The 15,515-nt window shown below is 71.8% G+C and carries 6 protein-coding genes; all 6 read left to right on the top strand.

Annotated features, from left to right (window positions below):
- Positions 1 to 53 precede the first annotated feature (53 nt).
- A complete protein-coding gene (locus ACYVMZ_RS38410) occupies positions 54 to 8,825 on the top strand; it encodes an SDR family NAD(P)-dependent oxidoreductase (RefSeq protein ID WP_461087825.1) in 8,772 nt (2,923 codons plus the stop codon).
- Positions 8,826 to 8,982: 157 nt separating this feature from the next.
- Complete coding sequence (locus ACYVMZ_RS38415) at positions 8,983 to 9,522, top strand: hypothetical protein (RefSeq protein WP_461087815.1); 540 nt, start codon at positions 8,983 to 8,985, stop codon at positions 9,520 to 9,522.
- On the top strand, positions 9,497 to 10,234 hold the full coding sequence (locus ACYVMZ_RS38420) for a hypothetical protein (protein ID WP_461087817.1): 738 nt from the start codon (positions 9,497 to 9,499) through the stop codon (positions 10,232 to 10,234). The genes ACYVMZ_RS38415 and ACYVMZ_RS38420 overlap by 26 nt, the downstream gene beginning before the upstream one ends.
- Before the next feature lie 18 nt (positions 10,235 to 10,252).
- Positions 10,253 to 10,708 (top strand): RidA family protein, encoded by a 456-nt coding sequence (locus tag ACYVMZ_RS38425; RefSeq protein WP_461087819.1) that lies wholly within the window; start codon positions 10,253 to 10,255, stop codon positions 10,706 to 10,708.
- An 80-nt stretch (positions 10,709 to 10,788) separates the two neighbouring features.
- Positions 10,789 to 12,051: an FAD-dependent oxidoreductase gene (locus ACYVMZ_RS38430; protein ID WP_461087821.1), complete on the top strand. Its 1,263-nt coding sequence runs from the start codon at positions 10,789 to 10,791 to the stop codon at positions 12,049 to 12,051.
- 91 nt (positions 12,052 to 12,142) lie between these two features.
- Positions 12,143 to 15,515 (top strand): type I polyketide synthase (locus ACYVMZ_RS38435; RefSeq protein ID WP_461087823.1); only part of this gene is annotated, 3,373 nt, incomplete at its 3' end.

Below are 15,515 nucleotides of genomic sequence, written 5' to 3' on the forward strand. Positions count from 1 at the left end.
TGGTGGCTGCGGCGGCGCGGCGGGATCATGACGAGGCCGAACAGTTCGTGACGATGCTCGCGCAGGCGCACGCCGCCGGTGTCGCAGTGGACTGGAGTCCGCTGTTCGGTGGGCGCGTGGGGTCGCAGGTGGCGCTGCCGACGTACGCCTTCCAGCACCAGAGGTACTGGCTCGAACCGGCTGCCGCGTCGCTCGGGGACCTGGGACGCGCGGGCCTGATCTCGCTCGGTCACCCGCTCTTCGGTGCGGCAGCGTCGATGGCGGGCCGGGACGAGTGGTTGTTCACCGGCCGGCTGTCCGCAGAGCTGCACGGATGGGTGACCGACCACGTCGTGTTCGGCTCGGTGCTGTTGCCGGGTACCGGATTCGTGGAACTGGCCCTGACCGCCGGAACACGGTTGGGCGTTCCGGTGGTCGAGGAGGTGGTGCTGGAGGCGCCGCTGGTCCTCGACAGCACCGTTCCGGCCGATCTCCAGCTGACCGTCGGCGAACCCGACGAGCTGGGCAGGCGCGGATTCTCGATCCACTCGCGTCCCCTCGCGCCGGGCGTCGGCACCGACCCGATCGGCACGGACTCGGGCGGGTGGGAACTGCACGCGACCGGGTTGCTCGCCCCCGAGAACGTGGCCGTCGCCGCGACGTGGACGGGCGAGGAGTGGCCGCCGGTCGGTGCCACGCCGGTGGAGTCCGAGTCGCTGTACGACCGGCTGGCGGAGTCGGGCTTCGGCTACGGACCGGCGTTCCAGGGTGTGACCTTGGCGTGGACGCGCGGTGACGAGGTGTTCGCCGAGGTCTCGCTGGACGAGGCCGCACGTACGCAGGCGTTGGACTTCGGCATCCATCCGGCGCTCCTCGACGCGACGTTCCACGCGGCCATCGACGGCCTGCTGGCGGACCTGCCCGACGGGCGGCTGCCGTTGCCGTTCTCCTTCGCCGGCGTCCGGCTGCACCGGCGTGGGGCCGATTCGGTCCGCGCCCGGATCACACGCTCCGGTCCGGAGACGGTCCGGGTCGACCTCGCCGACGATGCCGGTGCGCCGGTCCTGGCCGTCGACGCGCTGCTCGCCCGCCCCGTCGACGCTCGGACGCTGGACGGCGCCCGAGCGGGCGGCCGCAGCCCGCTGTTCGAGGTCGAGTGGGTCGCGGCCCCGTCGGTGGAACCGGTGGGCGGGATCGGCACGCGGCCGGTGAGTGTCGGCGCGCCGGCACCCGGCGTGGCCGAGCACTTCACGGACTTCGCGGACCTGGCGGCGGCCGAGCATCCCGACGGCGCACCGGATGTGATCGTGTGGTCGGTCGGCGGGCCGGAGCCGTCGAGCGGCGATGTCCCCGGCAGCGTCCGCGCCGCGGTGCACTCGGCGTTGGCGACGCTGCGCGACTGGCTGAGCGACGGCCGTTTCGCCGATTCCAGGCTGGTCGTTCTCACCCGGAACGCCGCGGGTCTGCCCGACGAGGTTCCCGATCTCGCGGCGGCGGCCCTGTGGGGCCTGGTGCGCAGTGCGCAGTCCGAGAACCCCGGCCGGATCGTGCTGATCGATCACGACGGCACCAGCCTCCCGGCGGAGCTGGTGCGGGCCGCGCTGCAGGGCGATGAACCGCAGATCGCGGTCCGTGCCGGGACCTCGCTGGTGCCCCGGATGGTCCGGGTCGCACCAGTGCGAGAGTCCGGTACGGCGAAGTCGGCCTTCGGTGACGGCACCGTGCTGATCACCGGCGGCACCGGCGGGCTCGGTGCGGTCGTGGCACGGCGCCTGGTCTCGGCGCACGGCGTTCGGCACCTGTTGCTCGTGTCCAGGCGAGGTGCGCAGGCCACCGGAGCCGCCGAACTGGTGGCGGAGTTGGCCGCGGCCGGGGCGGAGGCGACGATCGCGGCCTGCGACGTCGGCGATCGCCGGGCACTGCGCGACCTGCTGGACACGGTGCCCGCCGAGCGCCCGCTGACCGCGGTGGTCCACTCGGCCGGTGTGCTCGACGACGGCACGATCGAGACGCTGACCGCCGAGCAGGTGGACCGGGTGCTGGCGCCGAAGGTGGACGCCGCGTGGAACCTGCACGAGCTGACCCGTGAGCTCGACCTGTCGGCGTTCGTGGTCTTCTCCTCCGCGGCGCCCCACCTCGGTGGCCAGGGCCAGGGCAACTACGCGGCCGCGAACGCCGTACTCGACGCCCTGTGCCGCCGGCGCCGCAGCGAAGGACTGCCCGCGCACTCCCTCGCCTGGGGCTTGTGGACCCTCGGCATGGCCGCGGCTCTCGGGCAGGAGGGCAACGAGCACCTGGCCGAGCAGATCCGCGCGCGCCTCGGGCTGGTCCCGCTGTCGGCGGAACAGGGCATGGAACTGTTCGACGACGCGGTGGCCGCGGACCGGCCGTTCCTCCTGACGGCGGCCGTCGACAACGCCGCGCTGACGGCGCTCGGCCGGATCGGGCTGCTGCCCGCCGTGCTGCGCTCCCTCATCCGTGTTCCGGCCGGTGGACGGCGCGCGGACCAGAGTTCGCTGATGCGGCGCCTCGCGGACGTCCCCGAAGCCGAGTGGGACGAGACGGTGCTCCAGGAGGTCCGGTCGATCGCCGCGTCGGTGCTGGGGCACCCGGAGCCGGACGCGGTCGGCCCGGACATGCCGTTCAGCGAGATCGGGTTCGATTCGCTGGGCGCGGTGGAGTTCCGGAACCGGTTGGCGAAGGCCACCGGGCTGTCGTTGCCGTCGACGCTGGTGTTCGACCACCCGACGGCGGCCGCGGTGGCGAAGCACGTCCGCTCGCGGGTCGACGGCGTGGGCACCGTCGGCCGGAAGGTCGTCCGCAGGACACGCGTGGACGAGCCGATCGCGATCGTGGGGATGAGCTGCCGGTACCCGGGCGGCGCCGAATCGCCCGACAAGCTGTGGGACCTGGTGGCCTCGGGGACGGACGCGATCACCGAGTTCCCGTCCGACCGCGGCTGGGACCTGCGGCGGTTGTTCGACTCGGACCCGGACAAGAACGGCACGGTGTACACCCGCGAGGGCGGTTTCCTCAGCGACGCGGGCGACTTCGACGCCGCGTTCTTCGGGATCGGCCCGCGTGAGGCGTCGGCGATGGATCCGCAGCAGCGGTTGCTGCTGGAGGCGTCGTGGGAGGCGCTGGAGGACGCCGGGATCGACCCGACGTCGCTGCGGGACACCGACACCGGTGTCTACGCGGGCGTCATGTACCAGGACTACGGGTACTCGGTCCGGTCGGCTTCGGCCGCGGAAGGGTACCTGGCGACCGGCTCGGCGGGCAGCGTGGTCTCCGGCCGGGTCGCGTACACCCTCGGGCTGCAGGGCCCCGCGATCACCATCGACACCGCGTGTTCGTCGTCGTTGGTGGCGATGCACATGGCGGCCCAGGCGCTGCGTCAGGGCGATACGTCGCTCGTGCTCGCGGGCGGTGTCACCGTGATGTCGACGCCGTTGCTGTTCGTGGAGTTCTCCCGGCAGCGAGGTCTTTCGCCCGACGGCCGCTGCAAGGCGTTCTCGTCCGCCGCCGACGGTGTGGCCTGGTCCGAAGGCGTGGGTGTGGTGGTGCTGGAGCGTCTGTCCGACGCTCAACGGCTCGGGCACGACGTCCTGGCCGTGATCCGCGGCAGCGCGGTGAACCAGGACGGTGCGAGCAATGGCCTGACCGCGCCGAACGGTCCGTCGCAGGAGAGTGTCATCGCCAACGCGTTGGCGAGTGCCGGGCTGTCGCCCGCGGACGTCGACGCCGTCGAGGCGCACGGCACCGGCACCACGCTGGGCGACCCCATCGAGGCCCAGGCGCTGATCGCGGCCTATGGGCAGGACCGTGAGGAGCCGCTGCGGATCGGCTCGATCAAGTCGAACCTCGGCCACGCCCAGGCCGCCGCCGGTGTGGGTGGCGTGATCAAGATGGTGCAGGCCCTTCGGCACGAGCAGTTGCCGCGGACGCTGCACGTGGACGAGCCGTCGCCGCACGTCGACTGGTCGGCCGGTTCGGTGCGGCTGCTGACCGAGCCCGAGCCATGGCCCGCGACCGGCCGCGTGCGCCGGGCCGGTGTGTCGTCCTTCGGCATCAGCGGCACCAACGCGCACCTGATCATCGAGGAGGCTCCCGCCCGACGACCGGCTGCCGCCACGCCGGCCGCCGATCCGGCCACCGCGGTGCCGCTGCTGGTGTCGGGCAAGAGCGCGGAGGCGTTGCGTGCTCAGGCGGCCACGTTGCATCGGTGGCTGTCCGAGCGCCCGGACGTCGACCTGGTGGACGTCGCCTCCGCGCTGCTGACGTCACGGGCGCAACTGGAGTGGCGGGGCGGTGTCGTCGCCGGTGACCGTGAGAGCTTGCTGACCGGTTTGGCGGAGTTGTCGGCCGGTTCGGCCTCCGGCCGTGTCGTGTCCGGTGCGGTCGGCTCGGGCAAGACAGCTTTCCTGTTCACCGGCCAGGGCGCACAACGGGTCGGTATGGGTGCCGGGTTGTCCGAGGCGTTCCCGGTGTTCGCCACCGCGCTGGACGAGATCTGCGCGCAGTTCGACCCGTTGCTCGGTCGTTCGCTGAAGGACGTGATGCTCTCCGGCGACGACGTGCTGGGCCGGACCGAGTTCACCCAGCCGGCGTTGTTCGCCTTCGAGGTGGCGATGTACCGGCTGCTGGAGTCGTTCGGGGTGCGCCCGGACGTTCTGATCGGGCACTCCATCGGTGAACTCGTCGCGGCGCACGTCGCCGGGGTGTGGTCACTGGAGGACGCCGCTCGTCTGGTGGCGGCACGCGGCCGGTTGATGGGCGCCCTGCCGGAAGGCGGGGCCATGCTGGCGGCCGCGGTGCCGGAAGCGGAGGCCGCCGACGCCCTCGCACGGTACGCGGACAGGGTGTCGATCGCCGCGGTGAACAGCCCGGCCTCGGTGGTGCTGTCCGGCGACGAGGAACCGGTCGCCGAGCTCGAACGGCACTTCGCCGGCCAGGGCGTCAGGACATCGCGCCTGCGGGTCAGCCACGCCTTCCACTCGGCGCGGATGGAGCCGATGCTCGCCGAGTTCGCCACCACGGCCGAAGGCCTCACCTACCACCGGCCGCGGACCCCGATGGTGTCGAACCTCTCCGGCGAGATGGCCGGTGACGAGGTGCTCACCCCGGCGTACTGGGTGCGGCAGGTGCGCGGCGCGGTGCGGTTCGCGCCCGGCGTACAGGGCCTCTTCGCGTCGGGTGTGCGCCGGTTCCTGGAGGTGGGCCCGGATGCCGTCCTCGCGGCCATGACCCGTCAGTGCCTCGAGGAGGAGACGTCGGCGCGGTCGGTGGTGACGGCGGCGGCACGGCGTGACCACGACGAGGCCGAGCAGTTCCTGGTGTTCCTGGCCCAGGCGCACGCAGCCGGTGTCGACGTCCACTGGGGCGCGCTGTTCGCCGGACGTCCGGCGTCGCGCGTCGCGCTGCCCACGTACGCGTTCCAGCGGCAGCGGTACTGGCTGTACCCCACCCCGGACGGTGTCGCCGGTGGCTCGTTCGGCCACCCGTTGCTGACCGGCGTGGTGCCCGTGGCCGGGCGGGACGAGTGGGTCTTCACGGGCAGGCTGTCGCTGCGGACCCACCCGTGGATCGCCGATCACGCGGTGTTCGGGTCGGTGCTGTTGCCGGGCACCGGATTCGTGGAAATGGCCCTGGCGGCAGGCGCCCACCTCGACCTGGAGACGGTGCGGGAACTCCTGCTGGAGTCACCGCTGGTGCTCGCCGACGACACCGAGGCCGACATCCAGGTCACCGTCGGCCCGGTCGAAGAGGACGGGTGCCGGCGATTCTCGGTCCACTCCCGCGCGGCCGACGACGCGAGCGCGGCATGGGTGCCGCACGTTCGCGGTGTGCTGGCGTCCGCGGCCGAGGTACCGGCGTGGAGCGGTGACAACTGGCCGCCGGTCGGGTCCGACCAGGTGGACCGCGAGTTCCTCTACGACCGTCTGGCGGGCCTGGGATTCGGGTACGGCCCGGTGTTCCAGGGCGTGACCTCGGCGTGGACACGCGGTGACGAGGTGTTCGCGGAGGTCTCCCTGGACCACGTGACGGCCGCGACGGCGGGTGAGTTCGGTGTCCACCCGGCCCTGCTCGACGCGACCCTGCACGCCGCCATCGACACGCTCACGCAGGACACCACCTCGGGGCGGATTCCGCTGCCGTTCTCGTTCTCCGGGGTCACGGTGCACCGCCGGGGCGCGCACACCGTCCGTGCCCGGATCCGCCACAGCGGTGAGAAGGTGCGCATCGACGCCGTCGACGACACCGGAACCCCGATCCTCACGGTCGAGTCCCTGCTGGCCCGTCCGGTCGACGCCGGGGTGGTCGACGCCGCCCGCGGCGGCACCGGTCCGGCCCTGTTCGGCATCGAGTGGGTCGAGGCTCCCCCGGCGACGGCCCCGCGTGCCGCGACGATGGCGGTGCTGGGATCGACCCCGACACCCGGAATCGACCAGCGGTACGCGACAGTGGCGGACCTCGCCGCCGCCGAGGACCTCCCGGACCTGGTGGTCTGGCACGCCGAGGAATGCGGCCGGCCGGCCGATGACGTCGCCCAGGCCGCACGTGACCGGGTCAACGCCGTGCTGGACGTGCTGCGCGGCTGGCTCGCCGAGGACCGCCTGGCCGGTACCCGGCTCGTCATCGTGACCCGCAACGCCGCCGGCCTGCCCGCGGAGGTGCCGGACCTGCCGGCGGCGGCCGTGTGGGGCCTGGTGCGCAGCGCGCAGGCGGAGCAGCCCGGCCGGTTCGTGCTGGTGGATCAGGCGTCCGGCCTCTCGGCGGACACGGTGGCGCTGCTGACGGCCATCGACGAGCCGCAGGTCGCGGTGCGTCCAGGTGGTCTTCTGGTGCCGCGCGTCAGCCGGACCACCGCGCCGCGGGACGCCGCCGCGTCGTTCGGCGGGGGAACGGTGCTGATCACGGGCGGTACCGGTGGGCTGGGCGCGGTCGTCGCCCGCCACCTCGCCTCCGCCCACGGCGTGCGGCACCTGCTGCTGGTGTCACGGCGCGGTGCGGCCGCCGACGGCGCGGCCGAGCTGGTCGCGGAGCTGGCCGAGCTGGGCGCCACCGCGCGGGTGGCGGCCTGCGACGTCACCGACCGGGAGGCGCTGCGGCGCCTGCTCGACACCGTCACGCACGACGAGCCGTTGACCGCGGTGGTGCACGCGGCCGGCGTGCTGGACGACGGCACGATCGAAACCCTGACGGCCGATCAGGTGGACCGCGTGATGGCGCCCAAGGTCGACGCGGCGCTGCACCTGCACGAACTCACCCGTGACCACGGGCTGTCGGCGTTCGTGACGTTCTCCTCGGCGGCGCCCCTGCTCGGCGGCCAGGGACAGGGCAACTACGCCGCCGCGAACTGCGTCCTCGACGCGCTGAGCAGGCGACGCCACAGCGAGGGCCTGCCCGCGCACTCCCTGGCCTGGGGGCTCTGGACGATCGGCATGGCCGAGGCGTTGGGGCAGGCGGGCAGCGAGCACCTGGCGCGTCAGATCCGGACACGCCTCGGCCTCAACCCGATCAGCCCGGAGCAGGGCATGGCCTTGTTCGACGGTGCGTTGGCGACCGACGAGCCGGTCGTGCTGACCGCGCTGCTCGACAACACCGCCCTGGCGGCACTCGCCGTCGGTGGCATGCTGCCCAGCCTGCTGCGCGGCATCGTCCGGGTGCCGGCCCGGGAACGCCGTACGGAGAGCGGTTCGCTGGCGCAGCGCCTGGCGAACATGTCCGAGCACGACCGCGAAGCCCATGTCGTAGAGGAGATCCGGGCGTTGGCGGCAGCGGTCCTCGGGCACAGCTCGACCGGCGCGGTCGACCCCGAGACGCCGTTCACCGAGCTCGGGTTCGACTCGCTGGGCGGCATCGAGTTCCGCAACCGGCTGGCCAAGGCCGCCGGGCTGACCTTGCCCTCCACCCTGGTGTTCGACCACCCGACGGTGCGCGAGGTCGCGAAGTTCGTCCTCTCCGAGATCGAGGACGCCGACGCCGGCAGCCGGACGACGCGGCCGACGGCCGGGACGCGCGGAACCATCACCGATCTGGTCCTGGCCGCCCACCGGCGGGGTGCGGTCATCGACGCCGTGCCACTGCTGGTCGAGAGTTCCAAGCTGGTGCCGTCGTTCGAGACCGTGGACGAACTCGACGAACGACCCCGGCCGACACCGTTCTCCCGGGGCACTTCGGCGCCGTCGCTGATCTGCGTCCCGTCCTTCCTCGCCGGTTCGGGTACGCACCAGTTCGCCCGGCTGGCCCGGGAACTCGGCACGGACCACGCGGTGTCCGCGCTGCGGCTGCCGGGGACGAAGCCGGGTGAAGCGCTGCCGCGCTCGTGGGACAGCGCGATCGACCACCTGGTGGCCTGCGTCGACGACGACCTCGTGCACCAGCCGGTGGTGCTCGTCGGGTATTCGATCGGCGGCGCGATCGCGCACGCGGTGGCACGTCGGCTCCAGGAGCGGGGCGCCGAGGCCGCCGGCGTGGTGATGATCGACACCTACTCCCCGGACGACCTGGACCTCAACCACGCGGTGCTCGCCGACGCGCTCGGTGCGCTGCTGGACCACGAGCAGGCCATGGCGCTGGTGGACGACAACGGCCTCGTCGCCATGGGGAACTACGTGCGCATCTACGGGGAACGCAGGCCGCTGTCCATCGCGGCGCCCACGCTGAACCTGCGCGCCACCGCCGCGCTCGGCGGCACCCGCATCGCCGATCCGGTGCCTGCCTGGCAGCACTCCGGTCCGGTGGTGGAGATCGACACGAACCACTTCTCGATCATCGAAGAGGACGCACCGCTCACTGCCAAGCGCATACGCGGCTGGCTCGATTCGACAATTCGCCGATAAGTGCTCTGGAACGGAAATGATGACACATCGCCATGATCAGCGTTCGGGACGGGTCGGCTCGGCGCGCGGTTGGCTGAAGCGGAAATTCGACCACATTCACTTCGTCCGACGCGCGTGGGGCACGACCGAGGACGAGCGAACGGGGACGGAGGAATGTATGAAATACGTTCCGCCGCCGCTCGACACGTACTACCGGGGCATCACCGTGCACGCGGACCGCGCCACCGTGTGGCGTTGGCTGTGCCAGATGCGCGTCGCTCCCTACAGCTACGACTGGATCGACAACTACGGCCGCACCAGCCCCCGCGAGCTCACGCCCGGCGCGGACGACCTCGCGATCGGCCAGCCGATCCTGGTGATCTTCCAGGTGGCCGGCTTCGAGCGCGACCACCACATCACGGTGCAGGTCAAGCCCGGTCTGCGCTGGTTCTGGGGCAACACGTGCTGCACGTTCCGCGTCGCGGACGCCGCCGACGGGAACGGCTGCCGGCTCCTGATGATCATGACCGTGCACGACCGGCCCGGTCGGCTCGGCAAAGCGACCGGTTCCTACCACCTGCGGAAGTACTTCTTCCCGTGGGCCGAGTTGGTGATGGTGCACAAGCAATTCCGCACCTTCAAGATGCTCGCCGAGAAGACCGCGAGGGAAAACGCGTCGAAGGAGGCCGGAAATGCCCGTGTCGTTCGTCCTAGCTAGTTACCCGGTGCGCGGCTGGGCGCCGTTGATGACCCGGATACCGCGCATCAACAAAGAACTCCGGCAGGCGCCCGGTTTCCTCGAGGGCCGGGTCTTCGGAACGGGCAACCTGCAACCGCCGATCGGTGGCGCGCCCGTCTTCCGGCGTTGGGCGCTGTTCGTGGTGTTCGAATCCGAAGAGACGATGAAGGAATTCGAGCAGTCCCGTACGGTGGAGATGTTCACCGACCGGGCGCGCGAGTGGTGGCGGGCCGCGCTGCGCCCGACCAGGGTCGGCCGCGGCACCTGGCGAGGCTGGCGGCCAGAGGTGGACGAGATTCCGCACGACGACGCCGAGCCGGTGTTGTCGATGACGTACAGCCGCATCCGCACCAAGTACGTGCCGTCGTTCCTGTGGAACAACAAGCGCGTCGTGGACCAGCAGACCGACCAGGACGGTCTGATCGCGCAGCTCGGCATCGCCGACGACTTCACCGCCACCAGCACCCTGTCGATCTGGCGCAGTCAGGCCGACCTGGTCGACTTCGCCTACCGCAGATCTCCCGCGCACAAGGCCGTCATCAAGCCGTCGCTGACGAAGTGGCAGACACAGAACTTCTCGGCGCGATTCCGCATGGTCGAGTCCTCCGGCACGTGGGACGGCCGTGACCCGGCGGTGGCCGCACAGCTGGCCGCCGAGGAGCTGAACCGGCTCCGCACCCCGAATCCCTGATCCCTGATCCCTCAACCCTTGCCCCTGATCCGCATCGAATCGAATCATGAGGATTTCGCAATGGCCGTGATGTCGTTCAACCCCGTGAACACCCCGCCGCCGGCGGAGGGTTTCAGCCACGCCACGCGAGCGCGTGGCGACATCATCCACCTTTCCGGTCAGGTCGGCGTCGACGAGTCGGGGGCGGTGGTCCCCGGTGGGCTCGCCGCCCAGGCCGAACAGGCGCTGCTCAACCTCTGCCGCGCGGTCGAGTCGGCCGGAGGACAGGCGGAAGACCTGGTCAGCGTCCGGTTCTACGTCGCGAACTGGAACCCGGAACTGTTCGGTGAGCTCATGGCCGGCGGCCAGGCGGCCAGCCGGAAGTACGCGTTCCCGGAGATGGCGGTGACGCTGGTCGGCGTGGCCAGCCTGTTCACCCCGGAGCACCTGATCGAGGTCGACGGTGTCGCGGTGGTCGAACCCGCCGACGGATAGCCGATCGTCGCGGCGACGCCGGATCCGACCACAGCCGTGGACACCCCCCAACCGCTTCTTCGACAGATCAGGTGAATTCGATGTACGACGTGACGATCGTCGGCGGCAGTCTCGCCGGATGCTCGGCCGCCATCCTGCTGGGCCGCGCGGGCCTGCGGGTGGCGGTACTGGAAGCCCACAAGGACCCCGAGTACTACAAGCGGCTCTGCACCGCCACCATCCGGTCCAGCGCCCTGCCGACGCTGCAGCGCCTCGGGCTGGACGAGAAGATCGCGGCCGCGGGCGGGATGCCGTGCCACGACGCGTTCCACGGCGACAACGGCTGGATCCTCGACCCCGGCTCGTCCAACAGGCCCGCGCACGGCTACAACCTGCAGCGGCCGAAGCTGGACCCGCTGGTCCGGCGGGCGGCCGCTGAGACGCCCGGGGTCGACATGGTGCTGGGCGCCAAGGCCGTCCAGCTGTCGCGGGGCCCCCACGGGCGGGTCAACGGCGTCATCGCCAAGGTGCAGGGCAAAGAGCAACTGTTCAGCAGCCGCCTGGTGATCGGCGCGGACGGGCGGTCGTCCACGGTCGCGGACCTGGCCGGCCTCAAGGGCAAGGAGTCGGCGAACGACCGCTTCATCTTCTTCGCCCACTACCGCAACGTCGAAGTCCGGCCCAAGGAGACCCTGCGGGCCTGGTTCGCCATGCCGGACGTCTTCCTCCTGGCCAGCTTCGGCGACGGCACCACGGTCGTGGCCGTGGCGCCGGACAAGCGGAGCCTGAAGGAGTTCGAGAAGGACCGCGAGGGCTTCCTGCTGGGCGCCTTCGCCAAGCTGCCCGACGCGCCGGACATGTCCGACGTCGAGCGGATCACCGATGTCGTCGGGACCAAGGACTACCCGAACCTCAACCGGAAGCGGATCGTCACGCCCGGTCTGGCGCTGATCGGCGATGCCGCGATGGTGAACGACCCGGTGAGCGGCGTCGGGTGCGGCTTCGCCTTCCAGTCCGCGGAGTGGTTGTGCGACGCCGTCACCGACGCGCTGCGCCAAGGCGGCGCCGCCACGGTGGACAAGGCACTGCGCGGCTACCAGCGGCAGCACCGCCGTCGCCTGTTCGCCCACCACCTGACGATCGCGGACCTCAGCAAGCGCAACGTGCTGCCGCCGGTGATCCGGATGATCCTCGCCGGTGCGGTGTCCGACCCCAAGGTCGCCGAACGCTACGTCGGCGTGGTGACCCGCAACGTGTCTCCGCTCTCGCTCTTCGCGCCCGCCTACCTGGCCCGCGCGGCGATCGCCGCCCGCAGGACCCGGTCCGCCGAACCCGACGCGTCGGTGGCGGCACTCAGCAAGTGATCTCGTCGTATTCAGCTCCACCACACGTCGACGGCCCGCCGGACACCTCCGGCGGGGCGGCGCGCTGTGCACAACGGAAAGGAAGCCACAGGTGACTGGATCGGCGTATGACGTCGCCATCGTCGGTATGTCCTGCAGGATGCCGGGCGCGGCCGATCCCGACAGCTTCTGGCAGCTGTTGCGGGACGGACGCGACGCGATCGGCGGTGCCCGGCCCGGACGCGGGCACATCACCGAGCGGGCCGGGTTCCTCGACACCGTCGGTGATTTCGACGCGGACTTCTTCGGGGTCTCGCCCAACGAGGCGCGGGCGGTCGACCCGCAGCAGCTGCTCGCCCTGGAGCTGGGCTGGGAGGCACTGGAGGACGCGGGCCTGGCCGGCACCGCCCGCGACGCCCTGCGCTGCGGGGTGTTCCTCGGATGCACCGGCACCGACTTCGCCGAGATCCTGGCCTCCCAGGGCGGGCTGGGCGTCAGCAGGCACTCCCTGTGGGGCGTCGGGCGCGGCATCATCGCCAACCGGATCTCCAACCACTTCGGGTTCAGCGGCCCGAGCATCGTGGTCGACAGCGCCCAGGCGTCCTCGCTGGTCGCGGTCCACCTGGCCTGCGAGAGCCTGCGCAGCGGCGAGAGCGACCTGGCCCTGGCCGGCGGCCTGAACCTGATCCTGTCGGCCACCAGCGGTGCGCGGATCGAGCAGTTCGGCGCGCAGTCGGAGCGCGGCAAGTGCTCCACCTTCGACGCGGACGCCGACGGGTTCGTGCGCGGCGAGGGCGGCGGCATCGTCGTACTGAAACCGCTGGCGCGCGCCATCGCCGACGGCGACCGGATCCACGCGGTGATCCGCGGCACCGCGATCAACACCGGCAACGAACGCCGCGTGCTCAGCGCACCGAGCCAGGACGCGCAGACCGCGGCGATCAGGGCCGCGCTGACGGCCGGGGACGTCGAACCGTCGTCCGTCCAGTACGTCGAACTGCACGGCACCGGAACACCCGCCGGCGACCCGGTGGAGGCCGCGGCGCTCGGCGCGGCCTACGGCGCGGGCCGGACGGCGGACGCGCCGCTGGCCGTCGGGTCGGTCAAGACGAACATCGGGCACCTCGAAGGCGCCTCCGGCATCGCCGGTCTCATCAAGACCGTCCTGTGCCTCAAGCACCGGGAACTGGTCCCCAGCCTGAACTTCACCACGCCGAACCCGCGCATCCCGCTCGACGAGCTGGGCCTGTGGGTGGTGACCGGCACCGAGACCTGGTCGGCGGACACCGTCCTGCGCGCGGGCGTGTCGTCGTTCGGCATGGGCGGATCGAACGCGCACGTCATCGTGGAGGAGGCCCCCGCAGCAGCCGTGGCCGGAGCCGCGGCCGAGGGCGCCTGCCAGGTGCGGACCCTGGTGGTGTCGGCGCGCACCGAGACGGGCGTGCAGGCCCAGGCGGCCCGACTGCGGGACTGGCTGATCAGCCACCCCGAGCTGGACACCGCCGACGTGGCCCGCTCGCTGCTCACCACCCGCGCGCAACTGGAGTGGCGGGGTGCGGTCGTCGGGCAGGACCGCGACGAGCTCCTGACGGGCCTGGCGGCCCTCGCCGACCCGACCGCGCCCGCCGATGCCGTCGAGGTGACGACCGGTCAGGCGGCGCGACGCCGGGTCGCCTTCGTCTTCCCCGGGCAGGGCAGCCAGTGGGAGGGCATGGCACTCGGCCTGCTGGACGCGGGCGGTGTGTTCGCCGACTCCATCGCGGACTGCGAAGCCGCTCTCGCCGAGTACGTCGACTGGTCGCTGACCGGGGTGCTGCGCCGCGCGGACGACGCACCCTCGCTGGACCGGGTGGACGTGATCCAGCCGGTGCTGTTCGCCGTGATGGTGTCGCTGGCACGGATGTGGCAGGCCGCCGGCGTCGAGCCGGACGTGGTCATCGGCCACTCCCAGGGCGAGATCGCGGCCGCCTGCGTCGCCGGGGGACTCTCGCTGTCGGACGCCGCCCGCGTGGTGGCACTCCGGTCACGTGCGGTCGCCGAAGAGCTGGCCGGTCAGGGCGGTATGGCATCGATCGGTCTGGGCGCGGACGCTGTCCGGGAACGACTGGCGCGCCACGGTGACCGGCTCTCGCTGGCGGCCGTGAACGGGCCGCAGCAGACCGTCGTCGCCGGTGAGGCCGCGGCGATCGAGGAACTCCTCACCGACTGCGCCGAGGCCGGGGTGTGGGCCCGCCGGATCCCCGTCGACTACCCGTCGCACTCGAAGGCGGTGGAAGGACTCCGGGACCGCTTGCTGGAGGAGCTGGCTCCCATCCGTCCCCGGTCCGGGACCGTGCCGTTCTTCTCCACCGTCTTCGCCGATCGCTTCGACACGGCAGGGCTGGACGCCGAGTACTGGTACCGCTCGCTGCGCGAACCGGTCCGCTTCGCGGACGCCGTCACCGCCCTCATCGAGTCCGGGATCACCGGATTCGTCGAGGCGAGCCCGCACCCGGTGCTCACCATGGGCATCGGCGTGACAGCCGACACCACGGCCGCGGCCGGCCGCGTCAGCGTGCTCGAATCGCTGCGGCGGGGCGAAGGCGGAACGCGGCGGTTCACGGCCTCACTGGCCCAGGCCTACTGCGCCGGTCTCCAGGTGGACATCGAGGCACTGGCGCCCGGTGGAGCGCGGGTCGACCTGCCGCCCTACTCGTTCCAACGCCGCAGCTACTGGAGCGGCCCGGCGGCGATCGCGGGGGTCACCGCCGACCCGGCCGCACGCGCAGCGACGCAAGGGGAACTCCCGGTTCCCGAGGACGACCAGCAGGGCACGGCCTGGGACGACGGGCCGCTGGCGCGCCGACTGCTGGACACTCCCGAGTACCAGCGCGAGACGGTCATCCTGGATGTCGTACGCGAACACGCCGCCGCCGTGCTCGGCCACGACTCGGCCCACTCCATCCACCCCGAACTCCCGTTCACCGACCTCGGATTCGACTCGGTCAGCGGTACCGCGCTGGCGAACCGGTTGGCGCGGGGCACCGGCGTGCCGTTGCCGCGGACGCTGATCTTCGATCACCCGACCGCGACGGCGGTCGCGGCGCTGCTGAGCGCGCGCATCGCGGGAACCGGCCAAGGGCAGCGGCGGGTGTCGCGCCGGATGACGTCGGACGAGCCGATCGCGATCGTCGGCATGAGCGCACGTTTCCCCGGTGGTGTGGGTTCGGACGAAGAGTTGTGGGACCTGGTCGCTTCGGGGACGGACGCCATCACCGCGTTCCCGACCGATCGCGGCTGGGATCCGGACCGGTTGTTCGACTCGGATCCGGACAAGCCGGGCACCGTGTACACGCGGTTCGGTGGGTTCCTGAGTGGTGCGGGTGATTTCGACGCGGGGTTCTTCGGTATTTCGCCGCGTGAGGCGTTGGCGATGGATCCGCAGCAGCGGTTGTTGCTGGAGGCGTCGTGGGAGGCGTTGGAGGACGCCGGGATCGATCCGACGT

Source organism: Streptomyces deserti, from assembly GCF_054782695.1.